The sequence below is a fragment of the Pseudomonas sp. B424 genome (genome assembly GCF_055408345.1).
The window spans coordinates 25,017-48,251 of sequence record NZ_JBUZTL010000027.1 but is presented as its reverse complement, the minus strand read 5'-3'; the positions used below and the strand labels follow the sequence as shown (position 1 = coordinate 48,251).

Here is a 23,235-nt window from a genome sequence, read left to right as displayed (position 1 = left end):
AAAGGACGCTTTATGACTGTCTTTCAGGGAAGCAAGGCTCATGGGGCCATCTCCTTGTTTTCCGTACAACCGGGGTAAATGGTGCAGGTGTCGCGGCCATCCGGCATGCGGAAGGTGCTGAAGTCTTTGTAGTTGCCATAGCAAAAGGCATATTGGTCTTCAAATTTTTCGCCCATACAACGCTTCCAGCCACCGGGCACCTTGACCCAAGTGTCGCCGATAGCGGGTTTTTCCTCATCAGCCAACTTGATCTTCAGTTTTACGGTTTTGCCCGGTAGCTGATCAAGGGTGTACGCGGCGAACGGACGACCTTTGGTGACATTGCCCTGGGCATCGGTGTTTTTGCAGTCGAGGATTTTTCTTAGAATTCGAGTTTTACCCGAGGTCCGAAATAACCACTGACACTGCCCGGAAAACTGACTTTCGCCAGCCGCATTGAATGTGCCCTTGTCGCGAGCGTCGAGAGAATCGCGCACCGCGATAAACCCGGAATCACCGCCGGAGTCACCAAAGTCTTTGCCGTATACCCCATTGATCTCAAGGTCTATGCCATTCACCACCAACTCGCAGCCTTTGCGGGTGCGGTGTATTTCAATCTCTACAGTGGCCTTGTATTCATCCCACCATTCGCGGTTGAACTGCTGTTTCACATTGTTATACCTGCCCAAGTTGCAAGATTGACCGGGGACTGGCACGTAGGTCACTTTCGCGACATAGGCAAAGCCCGGAGGCATGTCGGCAGTAAGGGTAAAAGTCTCGGACTTTCCTATGGCTGAGCAGCCGACGGTCAGGGCCAAACAACTGCCAAGAATTAAACTCTGAATGACGCATTTCATACGGGGGCATTCCCCTGCCAATACAGCGTCTCCTGATAAACCCGGTCAAAGTGCATCGCCGGGGTTTCGTTTGGCCGGGGTAGCCAGTTTTTGGGTGGGGTGTAATCCGGCGCCTGCAAGCTTTGCGTCAACAAAAAATGAATGCTGTCGGGTTCCTGCCAGCCCCAGGTGTGCGCTAGGTCGAGTTGACCCCGTAGCCAGGTATCAATGTCTTGTTCTCGGGCCAGATCGAGCAGCGTGTCGAGGTACTCGCGGACCAGGTAACGGCGCGTATTGTCGAACTGTATGCCCTTGAAGGTTTCTTCCGGTGTAGGGGTATGGCACCAGGCGGGGTCTGTGGGCAGGGGATGAACACCGGGATCAGGGTTGTCGGTAACAGTCCACTGCTCAGCCTGCCAGTAACACACGCTGGTCATGAGGCCGAGGTACTCTGCACGTTGCTCGGGTTGCAGGTAGGCCAGTGCACGCCCCAGTACGCGGTTATCGTGAAAGCGATAAAGCGCTTGGTTCGGCCGCTCACCGGTCACCAGACGGTTCTGCCAATGGGCGGTCAACGCATCGAGGTCAGCGCTTGCGGCGCTGGCAAGCCAGCCCCAGTGACGGTCCGGTGTCTTGAGCAGGGCCTGAAGGGCCGGATGCTCAACCGCGTCCAACCGGAAGAGGTAGGGGGCAACGTTGGCCAATGAATCAGCAGGTGTATCCCTATACAGATTGCGGTAGTGATCGACGCCCAGTTCACTGACCAACCCATTTCGCTCGTCAAGTTGGCCATCTGAATCCAGTACCAGGTAAAGGTGTCGTCCCTGCCGGGTTTGCTCTTGCAACCATTGCTCAAGGGTAATCATGCACGTTCTCCAGTGCTGCATAGACCATCACGACAGGCCTCGCACAGTGGGCATTTGTCCGCCGCTTTCTGTTTGACGGCGGCCAGGATGGACAGCGGACTCGCGATAATCGATTGCGGTGCGCTGACCAGCGCCTGCGCGGCTTGCAGCGAAGGAACACCCGCCACGGGCGCACCTCCCTGGACGATGGGCACGCTACTGAAAATGCCGCCTGCGGTAATGAGAATGTGTTGACCACCTGCCTGGAGCGTCAGGCTCATGCCGGCATTGATCACCACATTGGCGGCAGAGACATGGGCGTGTGCCCCCGCCTGAATCACCAGCGTGCCGTCGGCCGTCGTGCTGCTGTTACCGGTGATGCTGATCAGTTCGTTGCCACCGATCACCGTGTTACGCAGACCTTGGGTGGTGTGCAGTTCATCACCCTTGATCAGGCTGGAGCTGTTGTTGTCGACTTGTTCAAAACGGTCGTTGCTGATCAGGCTGTGGCTGTCTCGGGTGACCTGTTCGCGGCGGTCATTACCGACTTTAGTGTCGATGTCGTTGAGGATCACCTGCTCCATGTCGCGCTGCGCACGCAGGTAGATCAGTTCCTGCCCGGCCCGGTCTTCAATCGACAGCTCGTTGTAGCCGCCACTCGCGGGCGAGCTGTGGCTGCGCAGGACCGTTTTGGTTTTGTTCGCGGGCAAGGGGTATGGCACCGGCGTGATCTTGTTGGGTACGCAACCCGTAATCAGCGGGAGGTCGGGGTTGCCCTCCAAATAGGTCACCACCACTTCCATGCCGATACGCGGGATGGTCACCGCACCGAAACCTTCCCCCGCCCAACTGGATGACACCCGTAGCCAGCAACTGCTCTTGTCGCTGCCCAGCTCAGCGCGATCCCAGTGGAATTCGACCTTGACCCGGCCGTATTCATCGCAAAAAATCTCTTCCCCTACTGGGCCGGTGACTCTGGCCGTCTGACTGACCAATACTGATTGGCGCATGACCAAGGGGGGGCGGTAGAACACGTCCCAAGGGATCGCACTGAAGGTGTTGCGGTAACCCTGGGTGAAGCCGTCTTCGGGGTTAACGTCGTGGGCGATCGTTTCTTCTAGCGCCTGAGGCTGCTTGCCTGTGTGCGTCACGCTGAGCAACAGCCACAAGTCGTTGCACGCTGTGCGGGGGTGTTCGGTCAGGTCGAAGAAGTGACCGCTGCGCAGAGTCGGCTGGTCGCTTTTGCCCTCGGCCAACTGGTAGTCGGTGCGGTGCCGCTCCAAGGCCTGCTGGGCAATCTGTTTGCCGAGCTTTTCATTTTCGATCAACGCCGGGTAACGGTAGTCTTCGAGCGCAGGACTGAACTCGGCAGTGAAGTGGCTTTCCAGCAACAGGCTTGGGCGTTTTAAGTCATAGTCCCGGCGCGTGGTGGTGCTGGTTCGGGTGCTGAAACGCATGGAGAACTGGCTGACGACCGGGTGATCCGCGGCGAGGCCAGAGCCTTGCAGAGAGGGCGTGCCCCCCAGCTTTGGGAAATAGGTCTGATCGTCGGTGAATACGAGCAGGTGGCCATCTTGGCTGTGTTGGTGGTGCCACGAAATCCCGTCCTCACTGCACAACCTCTGGATGAACTCGAAGTCGTTTTCCCCATATTGAGTGCAGTATTCGCGTTCCGGGCTGGTGTTGACGTGGAAGGTGTACGCATCGGCCTGGATGCCATGGCCTTTAAGGACCTGAGCCACGATCTGCGGCACTGTCAGGTGCTGAAAAATTCGTTGGTTATGGCTGAACTGCAAGTAGTAAAGCGCTGGCACCAAGGTCAACTGATAGCGGGTCAGACGTTTACCGGCCTCGCCCACGAACACCTCTTCGATATGGCCATGAATGCCTTCACCCCTCAGACCAAACTGGAGAAACGCCGGCTGACTGAGCAGGCTCTCCAGATCGAAATCAGCGGACTCACTGACAAGTTCAACCTGGATCGCATACGGGCTGCTGATGGCTTCGGTGCCCTTAAAGGCCAGCACCTTGAAGTCGTTGCGAACATGGGGGATCACTAACGTGAAATGCGCAGCATTGGCCGACGCGAACATACGCTTGTCCTTAAGCCGATAATGAGGAGTATTGCGATATCTGAGCCTGAGCGAGCTCGAAAACTGCGGTGCAAGCTAGCAGGGCGCCAAGCCGATTGATGTAAGACGCTTCCTAAAACAGGAGGGAATTTTCAGTTGTTCAGGGTGCTGAGTCGGCGAACGGCAGAGGCAATGAAGGTGAGGCTGAAGTGATGGTTCAACTGTCTGGATGCGCTACCCAGAATTATTCATCAGCGCGAAACTGCTGATCCTCGGGTGTGGTATGCGTCAGTAGTTGTCGTTAAATACACATGAAAAGGCCCCTTTCGGGGCCTTTTCTATGGGTGCTTGTTTTTCCGTCCCTTCCATTTACGGCTGACCCACCAGCGCCAATAAAGCATGGTCAGGCAGTAGGCCAGTGCTGCAAGTACCACTCCGCACACGACTGAGCCCAATAGGAATGGTTGCCACACGGTAGAAAGCTGGCCGCTGATCCATTCCCAGGTCAGCGCCTCCGGCAGGGTGCGTGCCGGCACATTCATCAGCCAGGCGCCCAGCTTGTAGGTGCAATAAAACACCGGCGGCATGGTGATCGGATTGGTCAGCCATACCAGCCCCACCGATATCGGCATGTTGCTGCGTACGTTTATCGCCAGGAAAGCCGCCAGCAGCATTTGAAACGGCATGGGGATAAAGGCGGCAAAAATACCCACCGCCATCGCTCGGGCAACGGAGTGACGATTGAGGTGCCAGAGGTTGGGGTCATGCAGCAAGGTGCCCAAAAATCGTAAGGACTTGTGTTCCCTGATCAGGGCCGGATCTGGCATGAAACGTTTGATCAAACGCCGTGGCATGGGCCTCTCCCTAGGTCAAGGGGGCAGTATGCCCAAATTCGACAGGATACCTATTTAGACTTTGTGACAATTTCTTAAGCGCCGGACCCAGATACCAACTAATCCGAGGCAAAGGGATAAGTTGAGTATAGGTATGTATACAAGGATGTTTGCGCTGGCGTCGGGTCTGATCGCCCTGCGGTATTTACCCGCGTTGCCATCAGTGGGCTGGTTGCTGCTGATGTTGATGGCGACGCTGTTACTGTTGGCTTTCCGCGTCTGGGTGGTCGGGTTCTTTCTACTCGGGCTGACCTGGGGCTGCGTTCAGGGGCAAAGGGCGCTGGATGACCGTCTGGCGGATTCGCTCGAGGGTCGCACGCTTTGGGTGGAAGGGCGGGTCGTCGGCCTGCCGCAACAGGCTGACGCCGCGGTGCGTTTTGAGCTGCAAGATGCCCGTTCGCGCCACGGCGTATTACCCGCAACCCTGCGGCTGAGCTGGTACGGCGGGCCGCCCGTCAACAGCGGCGAGCGCTGGCGGCTGGCGGTCAAGCTCAAGCAACCATGGGGGCTGCTTAACCCCCGGGGGTTCGATTATCAGGCCTGGCTGCTGGCCCGACGCATTGGCGCAACGGGCACGGTCAAAGATGGCCAGTTACTGTCTGCGGCCCATCACGCCTGGCGTGACAGCCTGCGCCAACGGCTGTTAAGCCGCGATGCCAACGGTCGGGCGCCCTGGTTGGCGGCGCTGATCATGGGCGACGGCTCGGGTTTGAGCCGCGACGACTGGAAGCTGCTACAGGCCACCGGGACTGTGCATTTGCTGGTGATTTCGGGGCAGCATATCGGGTTGTGTGCAGGGCTGATCTACGGCCTGGTTGCCTTGCTGGCGCGTTATGGGCTGTGGCCGCGCGGCTGGCCGTGGCTGCCCTGGGCCTGCGGCCTGGCGTTTGCGGGGGCAACGGGGTACGGCGTGCTCGCGGGTTTTGCCGTGCCGGTACAGCGTGCGTGCGTGATGCTGGCGCTGGTGCTGATATGGCGTCTTCGGTTCCGCCATCTGGGGGTGTGGTTGCCCTTTTTTCTGGCACTCAACGCAGTGCTGATCATTGAGCCGCTGGCGAGTTTGCTGGCGGGTTTCTGGTTGTCCTTTGCAGCCGTGGCGGTGCTGATATTGACCTTCAGCGCCCGTTTGGGGCCTTGGGGGTGGCGGGCTGCGTGGCTGCGGCCCCAGGGCCTGATTGCCCTGGGCCTGTTCCCGGTGCTGTGGATACTGGGTTTGCCCATCAGTGTGAGCGGGCCCTTGGCCAATCTGGTGGCCGTGCCCTGGATCAGTCTGTTGGTCTTGCCGACGGCATTGTTGGGCACCTTGCTGCTGCCGGTGCCCTGGCTGGGGGAGCACATGCTGTGGCTCTCGGGCGGGTTGTTGGACTGGCTGGTCCGGGGGCTTGGGCTGTTGGCCGGTTATGTTGCGCCCTGGTCACCTGCCGCAGTCCCGCTCAGTGTCTGGGCCTTGAGCACCGCCGGGGCCTTGATCCTGTTGCTCCCGGCCGGGGTGGTGCTCAGGCCGTTAGGCTGGCCCTTGGTGTTATTGGCGTTTTTTACCCCGAGTGAGCCAATCCCCCACGGTCAGGCCGAAGTGTTGCAACTGGATGTAGGGCAGGGCCTGGCGACAGTGGTGCGCACCCGGCATCACACCCTGCTGTATGACGCCGGGCCCAGGGTTCGGGACTTTGATCAGGGCGAGCGGGTGGTAGTGCCTGCATTGCGTGCCCTGGGAGTTGGCGAGTTGGACATGATGCTGCTCAGCCACGCCGACTCGGACCATGCGGGCGGTGCGCTGGCCGTGCAGCGGGCAATCCCCGTGGTGCGGGTGGTCGGTGGTGACGTCCCGGGCCTGCCGAAGCAGTTGCAGGCTCAGTCGTGCGTCAGCGGGGAGAGTTGGGCGTGGGACGGGGTGACGTTCACACTCTGGCGGTGGTCGGGTGCCAGTGATAACAACCAGAAGTCCTGTGTGCTTCAGGTGCAGGCCGGTGATGAACGGTTGCTGTTGACCGGGGATATCGATGCGCAGGCGGAACGGGCCTTGCTGAAGACTCCGCTGGCCGTCCCCACGCAGTGGTTGCAGGCGCCGCATCACGGCAGCCGGACCTCGTCATCCATGGTTTTTCTCAAGGCGCTGTCCCCGGCAGCGGTATTGGTGTCCCGTGGTCGCGGCAATACGTTCGGGCATCCGCACCCTCAGGTCATGGCGCGGTATGAAGCGCTGGGTGTGCAAGTGCTCGACAGCGCGGAGCAGGGGGCCGTCAGGTTTCGCCTGGGGGCTTTTGGCGAGGCTCAGGGCGAGCGCGATCAGCGACGGTTTTGGCGCGATCGGCCAGGTTGAAAAGGGTGTGGCTTTAGCGCGATGGCCCGCCTGCGCCCACCAGAGCAGCTCCCACAGAGTCCGCTTCATTCATATGGTAGAGTGGCGCACTTTTTCGAGGGGATTGTCACTGTGTGGGAACTGGTCAAATCCGGCGGCTGGATGATGCTGCCGATCATTCTGAGCTCTGTTGCCGCGTTGGGCATTATTGTCGAACGCCTGTGGACCCTGCGTGCCAGCCGCGTGACCCCGGAGCATCTGCTCGGCCAGGTCTGGGTCTGGATCAAAGACAAGCAGATGGACAAGGAAAAACTCAAACTGCTGCGCGCCGACTCGCCGCTGGGTGAAATCCTGGCGGCGGGCCTGGCCAACTCCAGGCATGGTCGCGAGATCATGAAAGAGTGCATCGAAGAGGCCGCTGCCCGGGTGATCCATGAGCTTGAGCGTTACCTCAATGCACTGGGTACGATTGCCGCCATGGCGCCGCTGCTGGGCCTGCTGGGTACCGTGCTGGGCATGATCGATATCTTCAGTTCGTTCATGGGCTCGGGCATGACCACCAATGCTGCGGTGCTGGCGGGCGGTATTTCCAAGGCGCTGATCACTACTGCCGCCGGTCTGATGGTGGGTATCCCGGCCGTCTTCTTCCATCGCTTCCTGCAGCGTCGTGTTGACGAACTGGTCGTTGGCATGGAGCAAGAGGCGATCAAGCTGGTCGAAGTGGTACAAGGCGACCGCGAAGTCGACATGGTCGGGAGCAAAGCGTGAAATTTCGTCGCAAGCCACGGGAAACGGTGGATATCAACCTCGCGTCATTGATTGACGTGGTGTTTATCCTGCTGTTGTTCTTTGTCGTGACCACCACCTTTACCCGCGAAACCCAACTGCGCGTCGATTTGCCGGAAGCCGTCAGCGGCTCGCCCAGCGAAGATCAGGGCGCCAAGGAGCTGGACATCGCCATCAGCGCAGACGGGGTGTTTTCGGTGAACAACCAATTGCTGCCCAAGAACGACTTGCAGAGCCTGATGGAGGCCCTGCAGAAAGAATCAGGCGGCGATACCAGCTTGCCGCTGTCGATCAGCGCCGATGGCAAAACCCAGCATCAGGCGGTCATTACCGCAATGGACGCGGCCGGCAAGCTCGGCTTCAGCCATTTGCGCATGACCACTGTTGAGGCGCAGGCGACCCCCTGATGGCCATGTCCGATCGTTTATTGCGCGCCTGGTATGCGGGGCACCCGCTGCTGATCCTGCTGCGCCCGCTGGAGTGCCTTTACCGCCGGGTAGTGGCGCGCAAGCGGGCGCGGTTCGTGGCCGGGGAGGGCGATATTTACCGTCCCCCGGTGCCGTTGGTGGTGGTGGGTAACATCACGGTCGGTGGTACCGGAAAAACCCCGCTGATCCTCTGGCTGATCGAGCATTGCCAGCGCAAAGGTCTGCGGGTTGGTGTGGTCAGTCGCGGCTACGGCGCCACCCCGCCTCAGTTGCCGTGGCGCGTGAGTGCCGAGCAAAGTGCCACGCAAGCGGGGGATGAACCCTTGCTGATCGTACAGCGCACCGGCGTTCCCTTGATGATCGATCCGGATCGCAGTCGTGCGGTCAAGGCCCTGCTGGCCAGTGAACCGCTGGACCTGATCCTGTCTGACGATGGCTTGCAGCATTACCGTCTGGCCCGGGATCTGGAGCTGGTGCTGATCGACAATGCCAGAGGCCTGGGCAATGGTCGCTGCCTGCCGGCCGGGCCGCTGCGCGAACCGGTCGAGCGCCTGCAGAGTGTCGATGCGGTGCTTTACAACGGCGCTGCCCGCGACCCCCAGGGCGGTTTCGCCTTTGAGTTGCAGCCCACGGCGCTGATCAATCTGGTCACCGGTGAGCGTCAGGCACTGGACTTTTTTGCGGCCGGGCAAGCGCTGCACGCGGTGGCCGGGATCGGTAATCCGCAACGTTTCTTCACGACACTTGAAACGCTACACTGGCGGCCAATTGCCCATGCTTTTGCCGATCACGCGCCCTACAGCGCCGAAATCTTGAATTTTACGCCGTCGTTACCCGTGGTCATGACCGAAAAAGACGCGGTGAAGTGCCGCGACTTTGCGTCACCTGACTGGTGGTACCTGGCGGTTGACGCAGTGCCCTCAGAGGCTTTCGCCTTTTGGTTTGATCAACAGCTACTGCGTCTTTTGCCCTAACTCATCTTTATCCAGGGGAACCCTTATGGACACCAAACTGCTCGATATCCTTGCTTGTCCTGTTTGCAAAGGCCCGCTCAAGCTCAGCGCCGATAAAACCGAGCTGATCAGCAAAGGCGCCGGTCTGGCATACCCGATTCGTGATGGCATTCCGGTAATGCTCGAAACCGAAGCCCGCACCCTTACCGCAGAAGAGCGTCTGGATAAATGATTCCGGTTTTCACAGTCGTTATCCCGTCGCGCTTTGCCTCGACCCGTTTGCCCGGCAAGCCGCTGCAAATGATCGCCGGCAAGCCGATGGTCCAGCACGTCTGGGAACAAGCCTGTAAAAGCAGCGCGCAGCGCGTGGTGGTTGCCACTGACGATGTGCGCATTGTCGAGGCTTGCAAGGCGTTCGGCGCCGAGGTGTTGCTGACCCGTGCCGATCACGAGTCGGGCACCGACCGTCTGGCCGAAGTGGCTACGCAACTGGGGCTGGCCAACGATGCCATCGTGGTCAATGTCCAGGGTGACGAGCCCATGATCCCGCCGCAGGTGATCGATCAGGTGGCCGTCAACCTGGCCGCCCACAGCGAAGCGAGCATGGCCACACTGGCCGAGCCGATTGAAGACGCCGAGACGCTGTTCAATCCCAATGTGGTCAAGGTGGTCAGTGACATCAATGGCCTGGCGCTGACATTCAGCCGGGCCACATTGCCTTGGGCCCGGGATGAGTTTGCCCGGAACCCGGCCCAACTGCCGGCCGGCGTGCCTTATCGCCGGCATATCGGCATTTACGCCTATCGTGCGGGTTTCCTGCATGACTTCGTGAGCTGGGGCCCTTGCTGGCTGGAAAATACCGAGCGCCTAGAGCAGCTGCGAGCCCTCTGGCATGGGGTGCGGATTCACGTGGCCGATGTGCTCGAAGCGCCGCCTGCCGGCGTTGATACCGTTGAAGACCTTGAACGCGTTCGGCGTTTGCTGGAGTCATGAGTTTGAACGTTCAGGTCAATGCATCACTCAAGCCCTTCAACAGCTTTGGCGTTGATGTGACGGCGAGCCTGTTTGCGCAAGCCCATACCGATGCCGATGTGCGTGAGGCGTTGCTGTATGCAGCGGATCGCAAACTGCCGTTGCTGGTCATTGGCGGCGGCAGCAACCTGTTGCTCACCGGCAATGTCACGGCATTGGTTCTGCGCATGGCCAGTCGTGGCATTCGCTTGCTGGAAGATGACGGCGAGCGCGTGGTGGTCGAGGCCGAAGCGGGCGAGGTGTGGCATTCCTTTGTGCTGTGGACCCTTGAACAAGGCCTGTCAGGCCTTGAAAACCTCAGCTTGATACCCGGAACCGTGGGGGCTGCGCCGATGCAGAATATTGGCGCTTACGGGGTTGAGATCAAGGACGTGTTTGCAGGGCTCACCGCACTGGATCGCCAAACCGGCGAGCTGCGCGATTTCACCTTGGCCGAGTGCAACTTTGGCTATCGTGACAGCCTGTTCAAACAGCAGGCAGGGCGCTGGCTGATTCTGCGGGTGAGATTCGCCCTCAGCCGTGCTGCAAGCCTGCACCTGGAGTACGGTCCTGTGCGTCAGCGCCTCAGTGAGCAGGGCATCGACCAGCCGACGGCCAGCGATGTGAGTCGCGCAATCAGCAGTATCCGCAGCGAGAAGCTCCCGGACCCGGCAGTGCTGGGCAATGCGGGCAGTTTTTTCAAAAACCCTGTGGTGTCTGCCACCCTGGCCGCTGAGCTGAAGCTGGCGCATCCCGGCATGATTGGCTATCCACAAGCCGATGGGCGGGTGAAGCTGGCGGCGGGCTGGCTGATCGAAGCTGCGGGCTGGAAGGGTTTTCGTGAGGCTGATGCCGGCGTGCATCGTCTGCAGTCGCTGGTACTGGTCAACTATGGTTCGGCTACCGGCTTGCAGTTGCTGGCCCTTGCGCAGCGTATTCAGGCTGACATCGAGCAGCGCTTCGCGGTGCAGCTGGAGATGGAGCCTAACCTGTATTAGTGGCTTGAGTGCCTGTTTCCCGGTCTGGAATATTAATGAATCGAATACCGGCAGGGGCGCTGGCGCTGGCACTGGTGACGTTAACCGGTTGTGTCACCGCACCGCCCAAAGATCAAAACAATCTGTGCAATATCTATCGTCAATACCCGGCCTGGTACAAGGACTCGGTAGCGATGCAGAGTCGCTGGGGTACGCCTGTTCATGTTGCGATGGCAATCATGAAGCAGGAAAGCAGCTTTGTCGCCGACGCACTTCCGCCCCGCGCCTACCTTCTGTGGGTTATCCCGTGGGGAAGGGTCAGTCCGTCCTACGGCTATGCGCAGGCTCAGCCGCCGGCATGGAGCGACTTTGAAAGAAGCATGGGCAGTTCAGGCTCTCGCGACAACTTTGATGATGCCATCATGTTTATCGGCTGGTACGCCGCCGGAACCCAGCAGCAGTTGGGGATCTCCAAGTGGGATACATATAACCAGTACCTGGCGTATCACGAGGGCAGGGGCGGTTACAGCCGCAATACCTACCGCGCCAAACCCTGGTTGATGCAGGTGGCCCGCAAAGTCGAGCAGCAGGCCAAGACCTATGGTGCGCAGCTGGGGCAGTGTCGCGGTGAGCTGGAGAGAGGTCGCCGCACGTTCTGGTTCTTCTGATCGATGTCTGAATCCCGCGTATAAAAAAAGCCCCGCCAGTTCAGAACTGGCGGGGCTTTTTAATGGCCTGTGGAATTACGCGAGGGGTTTGGACTCGTGTTCTTCCTGGGCGGGTGCCTGAGCAGCGGCAGCGGCAGCGGCAGCGGCGGCTGCAGCAGCCTCTTCACGCTTGCGGCGACGCACTTCGCGCGGGTCGTTAGGTGCACGACCATTGCTTGGCAGGGCGACGGCAGCCGGAGCGGCAACCACGACTTCTACCACTTCAGCCGTCACTACCGCTTCAACTGGAGCTGGCTGCTGAGTGACTACGGTCTCGACCACAGCTTCAACGGCTACCACTTCAGGGGCGGCAGGTTCTGCTGCGACGACAGGCGCCGGCTCTGCAACTGGCTCGCGTACTACACGGGCTTCCCGGGGTTTTTCGAAGGCCGGAGTCTCGACGGCTGCTGTTTCAACGATAGTCGCTTCAACAGTTGCAGTTTCGACTGTCCGGGTTTCTGCCGCAGCTTCGATGACAGGCTCCGGAGCAACAACAGGTGCTTCTACCACTGGAGCAGGTTCGGCTACAGGCTGTGCTTCCTGAACCGGTGTCACTTCAACTTCAGGTGCCTTGACCAGTTCGACCGGCGTTACGGCTTCTACGGCCGGCGCTTCAACAACGGTAGCTTCTACTGCAGCTGTTTCTACCGCGCGAGTTTCAGCAACTGGTGCGTGAGTAACAGGTGCCTCGACAGCAGCAGTCACTTCCTGCGCTGCTTCAACAGCCACTACGGTTTCGGCCGGGGCTGATTCCTGGGTTGCTTCAGTTGCGCGTTCAGCTTGCTGGTGAGCCTGGGCTTCAGCAGGTGCGCTGATGATCTGGCTGGCAACCACTTCGGTCACGGCTTGAGCAACAGCGACTTCAGCGGTGGTTGCAGGAGCGTTTTGGGCGATGCCTTCTTCGCTGTTCTCATCCGAGCCTTCAATCACGTCGCCGTTGGCGTCACGCTGACGTTCACGACGGTTGCTGCGACGACGCTGGCCACGGGAGCGGCGACGTGGACGATCGCCTTCGGCGTTGTCCTGGTTCTCGTCCTGGGACTGCTCTTCGCCGGACAGTACTTCTTCGTCTTCGGCAGCTGCTGCAACCTGCTCTTCACGTGGAGCGCGTTCTTCGCGAGGTGCACGAGGCTGGCGTTCTTCACGAGGCGGGCGCGGTGCGCGTTCTTCAGTTACGGCTGCGGCAGCAGCAACGGCAGGTGCTGCGTCCAGTGGCTCGCGCAGTTCACGTACGCGCTCTTCACGGCCTTCGCCACGAGGTTTGCGCTCTTCGCGTGGTGCGCGGGGTGCACGCTCTTCACGGGGTGCACGCGGTGCGCGCTCTTCGCGAGGGGCTTGAGCCACAACCGGTGTTTCTTCGCGAGGCGAGCGCTCTTCACGTGGTTCGCGAGCAGCACGTTCTTCACGTGGTGCACGCTCTTCGCGCGGTTTGCGTTCTTCGTCACGGCGACCGTTGCGGTTACGGCTTTGCTGGCGACCGTTGCGACGCTCTTCGTTACGTGCCGGGCGCTCGGTGGCAACTGGTTTCTCAGTTACGGCTGGCGCTACAGGCGGCTCTTCCTTGGTGGCGAACAGGCTGACCAGCGACTTGACCAGGCCTTTGAACAGGCTTGGCTCGGGGATGGCAGCAGCAGGTGCCGGTGCAACTGGCGCAGCGGCGGCTTCGGTTGGAACCGGTGCCGAAGTGCGTGGCGGTGCTGTTTTAACCGCGGCTTCCTGGCGAACCAGGGTGCGGGTGGCAGCAGCCGGCTGGACTTCTTCCACTTCAGCAGCAGCGGCAGCAATTTCATAGCTGGACTGGTTGGTGTGGGCTTCCGGGCTGTCGTCGCGCAGACGCTGAACTTCGAAGTGTGGCGTTTCGAGGTGATCGTTCGGCAGGATGACGATGCGGGCACGGGTGCGCAGTTCGATCTTGGTGATCGAGTTGCGTTTTTCGTTCAGCAGGAACGCGGCAACCGGGATTGGCACTTGAGCGCGCACTTCGGCAGTGCGGTCTTTCAGGGCTTCTTCTTCGATCAGGCGCAGGATGGCCAGCGACAGCGACTCAACATCACGGATGATGCCGGTGCCGTTGCAGCGTGGGCAAACGATGCCGCTGCTTTCACCCAGGGATGGACGCAGGCGTTGGCGGGACATTTCCAGCAGGCCAAAGCGCGAGATACGGCCCACTTGAACGCGGGCGCGGTCTGCTTCCAGGCATTCGCGGACTTTTTCTTCCACGGCGCGCTGGTTTTTGGCAGGGGTCATGTCGATGAAGTCGATGACGATCAGGCCGCCGATGTCGCGCAGGCGCAACTGACGGGCGATTTCTTCAGCCGCTTCAAGGTTGGTTTGCAGTGCGGTTTCTTCGATATCGCTGCCTTTGGTGGCGCGGGCCGAGTTGATGTCGATGGACACCAGGGCTTCGGTCGGGTCGATAACGATGGAACCGCCGGAAGGCAGTTCAACGACGCGCTGGAAGGCGGTCTCGATCTGGCTTTCGATCTGGAAACGGTTGAACAGCGGAACGCTGTCTTCGTAGAGTTTGATTTTGCTGGCGTACTGCGGCATCACCTGGCGGATGAAGGTCAGGGCTTCGTCCTGGGCTTCAACGCTGTCGATCAGCACTTCGCCGATGTCCTGGCGCAGGTAATCGCGGATAGCGCGGATGATCACGTTGCTTTCCTGATAGATCAGGAATGGCGCGGAGCGATCCAGCGAGGCTTCTTTAATGGCGGTCCACAGTTGCAGCAGGTAGTCGAGGTCCCACTGCATTTCTTCGCTGCTGCGGCCCAGGCCGGCAGTGCGCACGATCAAGCCCATGTCGGCAGGGGCGATCAGGCCGTTCAGCGCTTCGCGCAGTTCGTTGCGCTCTTCACCTTCGATGCGACGGGAGATACCGCCAGCACGCGGGTTGTTAGGCATCAGCACGAGATAGCGGCCGGCGAGGCTGATGAAGGTGGTCAGGGCTGCGCCCTTGTTGCCACGTTCTTCTTTCTCGACCTGCACGATGACTTCCTGGCCTTCGCTCAGGACGTCCTTGATGTTTACGCGGCCTTCAGGGGCTTTTTTGAAGTACTCGCGGGAGATTTCCTTAAGGGGCAGGAAGCCGTGGCGCTCAGAGCCGAAATCGACAAAGGCAGCCTCAAGGCTTGGTTCTATGCGAGTAATACGGCCTTTGTAGATGTTGGCTTTCTTCTGCTCGCGGGCACCCGACTCGATGTCCAGGTCATAGAGGCGTTGGCCATCTACCAGTGCAACGCGCAACTCTTCAGGTTGAGTTGCGTTAATCAGCATTCTTTTCATGTTGTACCGTCGGTTTCCGGGCTACCGGAAACGGCGTTCGGCACACACGACTTCTCATGGTCGGTGTCAGGTGCGTCAGGAGTAGTTGGCCACTCCAGTGTCCAGCGAGGTTCGACCAATGGGGGCGAAGTCGCGACTTACGCTTCCTGCTTGCTGTGGTGACTTAAGTAAGCACTCAGTCAGGAGGAGGAATCAACAGCGGCTGTGGACGAGATGAAGCGTCTTGATAAAGCCTAGTGCTACACAGTCCGGCGGTTGTGCATCTCCACCCTACACCTATCCTTGATAATTCGGGTGCTGCCGCGCGCAGAATCCGCAGCGGGTTGGCATTTACCGTGTTCTCCAAAAGGGGAGTTCACGCATCATGGCTAATAAAGGCGATGTTTCCGAAGCATTCGCTCGAAATGCCAGTAGCTGACTGCACTTTGTGAACTGGCCGTGAATATCGGCGTAAAAGGCGAGTTTTCACTCTGCTTTCCAGGCTCGCTTCAGGCCTCATGTCACCTGCGCTCGTTACAACTCCAGGTATTGCGTATGCAGCAAAAGCCCCGTAGGACGGCCTCGCGTCCTTGTTAAGAGCGTTGGTCAGGGCCGGTGATACACCGTTAATCCGCTGTCCAGGCCGCTTTTGGCGGCGTTCGCGACTATAGCAGCAATGATTAAGTGCTTCAATTCCATAAAAAATTGTTATCATCCGCGGCATGACGACGACTACCCCCCCGACCCCCAGCGTCCAGCTGCTTGAGGTCTCGCCGGAATATGCCGGCCAACGCATCGACAACTTTCTACTTGCACGGCTCAAGGGTGTTCCCAAGACCTTGATTTACCGCATTTTGCGTAAAGGCGAAGTGCGTGTGAACAAGGGGCGGATCAAACCCGAGTACAAGCTGCAGGCGGGCGATATTGTGCGCGTACCGCCGGTTCGTGTGCCCGAGCGCGACGAGCCGGTGCCTGTGGCGCAAGGTTTGCTGCTGCGTCTTGAGGCGGCCATTGTCTATGAAGACAAGGCGCTGATTGTATTGAACAAGCCCGCGGGTATTGCCGTGCATGGCGGCAGCGGCCTGACGTTCGGCGTGATTGAAGCCTTTCGTCAGATGCGTCCCGACGCCAAGGAGCTGGAACTGGTGCATCGCCTGGACCGCGATACGTCCGGGCTGTTGATGATTGCCAAAAAGCGCAGCATGTTGCGCCACTTGCATGAAGCGCTGCGCGGCGACGGTATCGACAAGCGCTACATGGCGCTGGTTCGTGGCAACTGGGCAGCTTCGATCAAGCAGGTACGTGCGCCGTTGATGAAGAGCAATCTGCGTTCCGGCGAGCGCATGGTTGAAGTCAACGAAGAGGGCAAAGAGTCGGTCACCGTGTTCAAGGTGCTGCGCCGCTTCGGTGATTTTGCAACCATGGTTGAAGCCAGGCCGATCACTGGCCGTACTCACCAGATCCGCGTGCACACCTTGCATGCCGGGCACTGCATTGCCGGTGATACCAAATACGGCGATGAAGGGTTCTCCAAGGAAATCCGTGACCTGGGCGGCAAACGGCTGTTCCTGCATGCCTACATGCTGACGGTGCCGATGCCCGATGGCAGTGAAATGAAATTCCAGGCCCCTGTTGACGAAATGTGGGCCAAGACCGTGGAGCGACTGAGTGTCCCCTACTGAGTACAAGCTGCTGATCTTTGACTGGGATGGCACGCTGGCTGACTCCATCGGTCGTATTGTCACCGCAATGCAGGTTGCTGCGCAGCGTTCGGGTCGGCCTGAGCGCGATGCGCCTGCGGTCAAGGGGATTATCGGGCTGGGATTGCCCGAGGCGATCCTGACGCTTTATCCCGACATGACCGCTGAGCAGGTCATTGCCTTTCGTCAGCACTATGCCGATGTGTACATCGCCATGGATGCTGAGCCTTCCCCGTTGTTTGCCGGGGTCAAGGAGTCGCTTGAAGCCTTTCGTGAGCAGGGTTATCGCCTGGCGGTTGCAACAGGCAAGGCGCGTCGGGGGCTTGATCGTGTGCTCGGGGCTCACGGTTGGGAAGATTTTTTCGACATCACCCGTGCGGCGGATGAGACGGCGAGCAAGCCGGATCCCTTGATGCTGAACCAGATTCTGGCCCATTGCGATGTGCGCCCGGACCAGGCATTGATGGTGGGTGATGCTTCGTTTGATTTGCTGATGGCGCGCAATGCGGGTATCGATTCTGTTGCGGTAGGCTATGGTGCTCAGTCGATGGAGCGCTTGCTCACGTTTGAGCCCAGGCTGGCGATTGGCAGTTTTCCCGAATTGCGCGCTTGGCTGGAACGTCAGGTTTATTAAAGTCTTTGCTGGGGTAGTGCATGGTTGATCAATGGAAGGCGCCTTCTGAGGCTGAGTCGGCTGTCGGTGATGACAAGAGCTGGAAGTTGCTGGAAAAGACCTTGTTGGCGGGTATTCAGGAGCAGCGCCGTGCGCGTCGCTGGGGCATCTTCTTCAAGGTGCTTACGTTCTGCTATCTGATCGGGGTGTTGATGCTGTTTACGCCGCTGCTGAGTGTGGAGCGGAGTGCGATCAGTGGCTCCAGCTATACCGCGCTGATTGATGTGCGTGGTCCGATTGCCGACAAGGAGCCGGCCAGTGCCGATAACCTGGTCACCAGTCTGCAGGCTGCGTTCGAAGATCCGCGGGTCAAGGGTGTGGTGCTGCGCATCAACAGCCCGGGCGGCAGTCCGGTGCAGTCGGGTTATGTCTATGATGAAATCCGTCGTTTGCGCGGTCTGCACCCCGATACCAAGGTGTATGCGGTGATCTCCGATCTGGGGGCTTCCGGCGCTTATTACATTGCCAGTGCCGCAGATGAGATCTACGCGGACAAAGCCAGTCTGGTGGGTTCGATTGGCGTGACGGCGGCAGGCTTCGGTTTTGTCGGTGCAATGGACAAGCTGGGCATTCAGCGTCGCGCTTACACGTCGGGCGAGCACAAGGCATTTCTGGATCCGTTTGAGCCTGAAAAGCCGGACGAAACCAAGTTCTGGCAAGGCGTCCTGAATGTGACGCACGAGCAGTTCATTGCCAGCGTCAAGCAGGGGCGTGGCGATCGCCTGAAGGACAAGGAGCACCCGGAGTTGTTCTCGGGGCTGGTCTGGACGGGTCAGCAAGCGCTGCCGCTGGGTTTGATCGACGGGCTGGGCAATGCCAGTTCGGTTGCCCGTGATGTGGTCGGCGCAAAAGAGCTGGTGGACTTTACGGTCCAGGAATCGGCGTTTGATCGCTTCTCGAAAAAACTCGGTGCGAGTGTGGCTGAGCAATTGGCGATGTGGATGGGCTTTCAAGGGCCTACCCTGCGCTGATTGACGAGTGCTTGAAAAAAAACCGGCCCGTGAAGGGCCGGTTTTTTTATGTGCGTTTAACGCAGATTTCGCTCAGGGGGTGTCGACGCCTTCGGTGAGCAGCATGTCCACCAGGCGAATCAGTGGCAGGCCGACCAGGCTGGTGGCGTCATCGCCTTCGGTGCGTTGAAACAAGCTCACGCCCAGGCCTTCGGCCTTGAAGCTGCCAGCGCAGTCGTAGGGCTCCTCTGCGAGCAGGTAGCGCCGGATCTGCTCTGGGCTCAGTGTGCGCATGTGCACGGTGAAGGGGATGCAGTCGGTCTGCTGGTGCCCGGTCTGGCTGTTGAGCAGGGTCAGGCCGGTCAGGAAGCTGACGCTGGCTCCGCTTGCGCGGGTCAGTTGCTGGTGCGCCTTGTCGTAGGTGTGGGGCTTGCCGATGATCTGTCCGTCGAGGACTGCGACCTGGTCCGAGCCAATGATCAGGTGGTTTGGGTGGCTGGCGGCCAGTGCCCGGGCTTTCTCCAGGGACAGGCGCTTGACCAGTTCGACAGCAGTCTCGCCAGGGCGGCGGCTTTCGTCGATGTCGGGTGAACTGCAGCTGAAAGGCAGGCGCAGGCGAGCCAGTAAATCGCGGCGATAAACCGAGCTTGAAGCGAGTAATAAAGGCAGCATGCGCAACTCCTGTGGGCGGTTGCAGATTCTAACGGGCGTACGGGATGTCGCACAGGCACAATTTCCTTTGACAGGTGAGGGGGTCGTCCCTAGAATGCTGCGCCTATGTTGAATGACCCGATTCCACCTCACGTTGACCCGCGCAAATTAGCTGATCGTGGCACTACCCTTCAAGGTGAAGTGCTGCTGGCTGATTTGGAGAGACTCTGCGACCCGCTTTCCGACACTGTCGGTGTGGTCCAGGCGAAGTTTATTTTTGAACGAGATGAACGTAGATCTGTGGTCATCCACAGCTCTATCGACGCCGAAGTCAAAATGGTTTGCCAGCGCTGTCTTGAGCTGGTCACCCTGCCGATCCACAGCGAGTGCAGTTATGCTGTGGTGAAGGAGGGTGCAAATACCCAGTCGTTACCGCAAGGTTATGACGTGCTGGAACTGGGCGAAGATCCTTTGGATCTGCTGGCACTGATCGAGGAAGAGCTTTTGCTTGCCTTGCCCATTGTGCCTGCTCATCATCCGGAAGAATGCCAGCAGCCGGCGGGTCTCGATGAGCCCGATCCAGGCGAGGACGAGGTAACGCGGTCCAACCCGTTCAGTGTATTGGCGCAGTTAAAGCGTGACCCAAACGTTTAGGAGTTAATTAATTATGGCTGTTCAGCAGAACAAAAAATCCCGCTCTGCCCGTGACATGCGTCGTTCGCACGATGCTCTTTCGGCTAGCACTTTGTCTGTAGAAAAAACCACCGGTGAAATTCACCTGCGTCACCACGTATCGCCAGAAGGCGTATACCGTGGTCGTAAAGTGATCGACAAGGGCGCTGACGAGTAATCACTTGTCCGCTCAGGTCATCGCGATCGACGCAATGGGCGGGGACTTCGGTCCCCGCAGCATTGTTCAGGCCTCTATTGCTTGCCTGTCTGCTACCCCCTCGCTGTATCTGACCCTCGTCGGTCAACCCTCCATACTTGAAGAACTGATCGCTGGCCATTCGGCTGTGGATCGCGCGCGCCTGACCATTACTCCCGCATCAGAAGTCATCGCCATGCACGAGCGGCCTTCGCACGCCTTGCGCGGCAAGCCTGACTCGTCCATGCGTGTTGCGCTGGAGTTGTTGCGTGATGGCAAGGTGCAGGCGTGTGTGAGTTCTGGCAATACCGGTGCTCTGATGGCGCTGTCGCGGCATGTGCTCAAGACCTTGCCGGGGATTGACCGCCCGGCGATGGTGGCGGCGGTTCCGACCCAGACCGGCTACTGTCAGTTGCTGGATCTGGGGGCCAATGTCGATTGCACTGCTCAGCAGTTGTTCCAGTTTGCGGTGATGGGGTCTGTGGCGGCGCAGGCGCTGGGTGTGTCTCGTCCGCGGGTTGCCTTGCTCAATATCGGCACCGAGGACGTCAAGGGCAACCAGCAGGTCAAGGAAGCTGCTGCCTTGTTGCAGGCAGCGACGGGGTTGAATTACATCGGATTTGTCGAAGGTGATGGTGTGTACCGTGGCGAAGCTGATGTGGTGGTGTGCGACGGATTTGTAGGCAATATCATGCTCAAATCCAGCGAAGGCCTGGCGACGATGATTTCGAGCCGGCTTGAGGCGGTCTTCCGGCGCACGCTGTTCAGTCGGTGCGTGGGCGTGCTGGCGTTGCCGTTGATGCGGCGTTTGCAGTCCGATCTGGCGCCTGCGCGGCATAATGGCGCGAGTTTTCTCGGGTTGCAGGGCATTGTTGTGAAAAGTCACGGTTCGGCAGGTGCTCAGGGCTTTCAGAGTGCGATAGAGCGCGCATTGATTGAAATCCATGAAGACCTGCCAAAGCGTTTGTATGGACGCCTTGAAGGGTTGTTGCCGTAGGCGTTTTGCCGCGCGAGTGCTTAAATGTGACCGCTCGGTCCAATCAGCCATCCAACTGTCAGTTTCTTGCGCCCGCTACGGCAGGGCGTCAATTCTCCGACGACAAGATCATTAGGGGCTTGTTATATGTCTACATCCCTCGCATTCGTCTTTCCAGGGCAGGGTTCGCAGTCCCTCGGCATGTTGGCCGAGCTGGGCGCGGCTCATCCGCTGGTCATTGATACGTTCAAGGAAGCTTCCGATGCCCTGGGTTACGACCTGTGGGCGGTGACCCAAGAGGGTCCGGCAGAAAAACTGAACAGCACAGATATTACCCAGCCTGCCATTCTGACGGCTTCGATCGCCTTGTGGCGTCTGTGGCTGGCCGAAGGCGGCAAGCGCCCGGACTTCGTTGCAGGCCACAGCCTGGGCGAGTACAGCGCGCTGGTGGCTGCCGAGTGCCTGACGCTGGCCGAAGCGGTCAAGCTGGTAGAGCGCCGCGGCCAACTGATGCAAGAAGCAGTGCCGGCAGGGCAGGGCGCCATGGCGGCGATCCTGGGCCTGGACGATGCTGTTGTCCTGCAGGCCTGTGCCGAAGCGGCGCAGGGTGAAGTGGTCAGCGCGGTGAACTTCAACTCGCCAGGCCAGGTCGTGATTGCAGGCGCCAAGGCAGCTGTCGAGCGTGCCATGGAACTGTGCAAGGCAGCAGGTGCCAAGCGTGCCTTGCCGCTGCCGGTCAGCGTACCGTCGCACTGTGAGCTGATGCGCCCGGCGGCTGAGCGTTTTGCCGAGTCCATCGAGGCTATCGACTGGAAAATGCCATCGATCCCGCTGGTACAAAACGTCAGCGCCGGTGTTGCAGCCGATCTGGACACTCTCAAGCGCGACTTGCTTGAGCAGCTGTACAAGCCTGTGCGCTGGGTTGAGTCGGTTCAATGCCTGGCGGCCAACGGCCCGGTTGAATTGGTTGAGTGCGGTCCGGGCAAGGTCCTGGTCGGCATCAGCAAGCGTTGCGCCGAAGGCGTAACGACCCACAACTTGAATACCCCGGATGCCTTCGCTGCCGCACGCGCGGCACTGGTCTGAATTAGGAGAAGCCTGCATGAGCTTGCAAGGTAAAGTTGCACTGGTAACAGGCGCAAGCCGTGGCATTGGCCAGGCTATCGCGCTGGAATTGGGTCGTCAGGGCGCCGTTGTCATCGGCACTGCGACTTCTGCTTCCGGTGCTGAGCGCATTGCTGCCACGCTGAAGGAAAACGGTATTCAGGGTACCGGCATGGAACTCAATGTCACCAGCGACGAATCAGTCGCGGCGGTGTTGGCCAGCATTCAGGAACAGTTCGGCGCGCCGGCGATCCTGGTCAATAATGCCGGTATCACCCGCGATAACCTGATGATGCGCATGAAAGATGGCGAGTGGCATGACGTTATCGATACCAACCTGAACAGTCTGTTTCGCCTGTCCAAGGGTGTTTTGCGCGGCATGACCAAGGCCCGTTGGGGACGAATTATCAGTATTGGCTCTGTTGTGGGTGCCATGGGCAACGCAGGCCAAGTAAACTATGCCGCTGCCAAGGCCGGCCTCGAAGGTTTCAGCCGTGCGCTGGCGCGTGAAGTGGGCTCGCGCTCGATCACCGTCAACTCGGTAGCACCAGGGTTTATCGATACTGATATGACCCGCGAGCTACCGGAAGCACAGCGTGAAGCTTTGCAGGCACAGATTCCGCTGGGCCGCCTGGGCCAGGCACAAGAGATCGCCAGTGTGGTCTCTTTCCTGGCTTCGGACGGTGCAGCTTACGTGACTGGAGCTACAATTCCGGTCAACGGCGGGATGTACATGAGTTAAATGTGACGGATTGCTTCAAAAAAATGTCATACGAGCTGTCTAAAATCCGTTATAAAGCTGCAATCTTTTTATAGGCAGCTGGTTGTTGTGAGGTGAGTGCAAAGCTTTCAGTTGAAAAACCGAAAAGCCTTTCGATACACTTGCCCACTGGCCAGCTGCCTGAATTTGTCCATTAGGAGTGAAAACAAGGTATGAGCACCATCGAAGAACGCGTCAAGAAAATCGTAGCCGAGCAACTGGGCGTTAAAGAAGAAGAAGTGACCAATGCCGCTTCCTTCGTTGAAGACCTGGGTGCCGACTCCCTTGACACCGTTGAGCTTGTGATGGCTCTGGAAGAGGAATTCGAGACTGAAATTCCTGACGAAGAAGCTGAAAAGATCACTACTGTACAAGCAGCTATCGATTACGTTACTAGCCACCAGGCGTAATAGTTTGTAATCGTTGCTTGCTGTCATGGAAAAACCGCACTGCCGCTCTGGCGTGCGGTTTTTTCTTTAGGTGTGATGCAAAGTGTCGTCAAT

The 23,235-nt window shown here is 59.2% G+C and carries 23 protein-coding genes; 17 read left to right on the top strand and 6 right to left on the bottom strand.

The genetic code is table 11. From position 1 onward, the window contains the following. Positions 1-38: 38 nt before the first annotated feature. The 4 genes from ACZRMS_RS22595 to ACZRMS_RS22580 all read right to left on the bottom strand — a co-directional run bounded on the left by ACZRMS_RS22595 (position 39) and on the right by ACZRMS_RS22580 (position 4,586). Positions 39-836, bottom strand: coding sequence for a hypothetical protein (locus ACZRMS_RS22595; RefSeq protein ID WP_463997150.1), 798 nt, complete (start codon positions 834-836; stop codon positions 39-41). Further along, positions 833-1,681: a DUF4123 domain-containing protein gene (locus ACZRMS_RS22590; RefSeq protein WP_463997149.1), complete on the bottom strand. Its 849-nt coding sequence runs from the start codon at positions 1,679-1,681 to the stop codon at positions 833-835. Before ACZRMS_RS22590 ends, ACZRMS_RS22595 begins: the two co-directional genes overlap by 4 nt. Beyond that, positions 1,678-3,753: a type VI secretion system Vgr family protein gene (locus tag ACZRMS_RS22585; protein ID WP_463997148.1), complete on the bottom strand. Its 2,076-nt coding sequence runs from the start codon at positions 3,751-3,753 to the stop codon at positions 1,678-1,680. The genes ACZRMS_RS22590 and ACZRMS_RS22585 overlap by 4 nt, the downstream gene beginning before the upstream one ends. A 317-nt stretch (positions 3,754-4,070) precedes the next feature. Further along, positions 4,071-4,586 carry a DUF2062 domain-containing protein gene (locus ACZRMS_RS22580; RefSeq protein ID WP_463997147.1) on the bottom strand — a complete coding sequence of 172 codons (516 nt, stop codon included), beginning with the start codon at positions 4,584-4,586 and terminating at the stop codon, positions 4,071-4,073. A gap of 145 nt (positions 4,587-4,731) precedes the next feature. On the opposite strand from ACZRMS_RS22580, the gene ACZRMS_RS22575 reads away from it, so the two are divergent. From ACZRMS_RS22575 to ACZRMS_RS22540, 8 genes are all read left to right on the top strand, one after another. Further along, on the top strand, positions 4,732-6,945 hold the full coding sequence (locus ACZRMS_RS22575; protein ID WP_463997164.1) for a DNA internalization-related competence protein ComEC/Rec2: 2,214 nt from the start codon (positions 4,732-4,734) through the stop codon (positions 6,943-6,945). Positions 6,946-7,056: 111 nt separating this feature from the next. Next, positions 7,057-7,692, top strand: a complete 636-nt coding sequence (locus ACZRMS_RS22570) for a MotA/TolQ/ExbB proton channel family protein (protein WP_048359512.1) — start codon at positions 7,057-7,059, stop codon at positions 7,690-7,692. After that, positions 7,689-8,117, top strand: a complete 429-nt coding sequence (locus ACZRMS_RS22565; RefSeq protein ID WP_463997146.1) for an ExbD/TolR family protein — start codon at positions 7,689-7,691, stop codon at positions 8,115-8,117. Before ACZRMS_RS22570 ends, ACZRMS_RS22565 begins: the two co-directional genes overlap by 4 nt. Then, positions 8,117-9,112, top strand: a complete 996-nt coding sequence (lpxK, locus tag ACZRMS_RS22560) for a tetraacyldisaccharide 4'-kinase (protein WP_463997145.1) — start codon at positions 8,117-8,119, stop codon at positions 9,110-9,112. The genes ACZRMS_RS22565 and lpxK overlap by 1 nt, the downstream gene beginning before the upstream one ends. Positions 9,113-9,137: 25 nt before the next feature. Further along, positions 9,138-9,323 (top strand): Trm112 family protein, encoded by a 186-nt coding sequence (locus tag ACZRMS_RS22555; protein ID WP_086796064.1) that lies wholly within the window; start codon positions 9,138-9,140, stop codon positions 9,321-9,323. Next, complete coding sequence (gene kdsB, locus ACZRMS_RS22550) at positions 9,320-10,084, top strand: 3-deoxy-manno-octulosonate cytidylyltransferase (RefSeq protein WP_463997144.1); 765 nt, start codon at positions 9,320-9,322, stop codon at positions 10,082-10,084. Before ACZRMS_RS22555 ends, kdsB begins: the two co-directional genes overlap by 4 nt. Continuing rightward, entirely contained in the window at positions 10,081-11,100 is a 1,020-nt protein-coding gene (gene murB, locus ACZRMS_RS22545) for a UDP-N-acetylmuramate dehydrogenase (protein ID WP_463997143.1), read from the top strand. Before kdsB ends, murB begins: the two co-directional genes overlap by 4 nt. 35 nt (positions 11,101-11,135) lie before the next feature. Beyond that, a complete protein-coding gene (locus tag ACZRMS_RS22540) occupies positions 11,136-11,747 on the top strand; it encodes a transglycosylase SLT domain-containing protein (RefSeq protein ID WP_463997142.1) in 612 nt (203 codons plus the stop codon). A 75-nt stretch (positions 11,748-11,822) separates the two neighbouring features. Here the strand turns inward: ACZRMS_RS22540 and rne are convergent, their stop codons facing one another. Continuing rightward, positions 11,823-15,071, bottom strand: a complete 3,249-nt coding sequence (gene rne, locus ACZRMS_RS22535; protein ID WP_463997141.1) for a ribonuclease E — start codon at positions 15,069-15,071, stop codon at positions 11,823-11,825. A 701-nt stretch (positions 15,072-15,772) separates the two neighbouring features. On the opposite strand from rne, the gene rluC reads away from it, so the two are divergent. The 3 genes from rluC to ACZRMS_RS22520 are packed head-to-tail and all read left to right on the top strand — an operon-like array spanning position 15,773 to position 18,394. Beyond that, entirely contained in the window at positions 15,773-16,732 is a 960-nt protein-coding gene (rluC, locus tag ACZRMS_RS22530) for a 23S rRNA pseudouridine(955/2504/2580) synthase RluC (protein ID WP_048358808.1), read from the top strand. Then, positions 16,719-17,384 carry an HAD-IA family hydrolase gene (locus ACZRMS_RS22525; protein WP_463997140.1) on the top strand — a complete coding sequence of 222 codons (666 nt, stop codon included), beginning with the start codon at positions 16,719-16,721 and terminating at the stop codon, positions 17,382-17,384. Before rluC ends, ACZRMS_RS22525 begins: the two co-directional genes overlap by 14 nt. Before the next feature lie 20 nt (positions 17,385-17,404). Then, entirely contained in the window at positions 17,405-18,394 is a 990-nt protein-coding gene (locus ACZRMS_RS22520; RefSeq protein ID WP_463997139.1) for a S49 family peptidase, read from the top strand. Between the two features lie 72 nt (positions 18,395-18,466). Here the strand turns inward: ACZRMS_RS22520 and ACZRMS_RS22515 are convergent, their stop codons facing one another. After that, the gene (locus ACZRMS_RS22515; RefSeq protein WP_463997138.1) at positions 18,467-19,045 is read right to left on the bottom strand and encodes a Maf family protein; all 579 of its coding nucleotides are present in this window, start codon (positions 19,043-19,045) and stop codon (positions 18,467-18,469) included. Between the two features lie 105 nt (positions 19,046-19,150). Here ACZRMS_RS22515 and ACZRMS_RS22510 point away from each other — a divergent pair, with 105 nt between their 5' ends. The 6 genes from ACZRMS_RS22510 (at position 19,151) to acpP (ending at position 23,142) form a co-directional block, all read left to right on the top strand. Then, entirely contained in the window at positions 19,151-19,678 is a 528-nt protein-coding gene (locus tag ACZRMS_RS22510) for a YceD family protein (protein WP_463997137.1), read from the top strand. A 13-nt stretch (positions 19,679-19,691) separates the two neighbouring features. Continuing rightward, entirely contained in the window at positions 19,692-19,874 is a 183-nt protein-coding gene (rpmF, locus tag ACZRMS_RS22505) for a 50S ribosomal protein L32 (RefSeq protein WP_003442519.1), read from the top strand. Between the two features lie 4 nt (positions 19,875-19,878). After that, positions 19,879-20,889, top strand: coding sequence for a phosphate acyltransferase PlsX (gene plsX, locus ACZRMS_RS22500; protein WP_463997136.1), 1,011 nt, complete (start codon positions 19,879-19,881; stop codon positions 20,887-20,889). A 126-nt stretch (positions 20,890-21,015) separates the two neighbouring features. After that, a complete protein-coding gene (fabD, locus tag ACZRMS_RS22495; protein WP_463997135.1) occupies positions 21,016-21,954 on the top strand; it encodes an ACP S-malonyltransferase in 939 nt (312 codons plus the stop codon). A 16-nt stretch (positions 21,955-21,970) separates the two neighbouring features. Beyond that, positions 21,971-22,714: a 3-oxoacyl-ACP reductase FabG gene (gene fabG, locus ACZRMS_RS22490; protein WP_048358801.1), complete on the top strand. Its 744-nt coding sequence runs from the start codon at positions 21,971-21,973 to the stop codon at positions 22,712-22,714. A gap of 191 nt (positions 22,715-22,905) precedes the next feature. Then, the gene (acpP, locus tag ACZRMS_RS22485) at positions 22,906-23,142 is read left to right on the top strand and encodes an acyl carrier protein (protein ID WP_016779952.1); all 237 of its coding nucleotides are present in this window, start codon (positions 22,906-22,908) and stop codon (positions 23,140-23,142) included. Positions 23,143-23,235 lie beyond the last annotated feature (93 nt).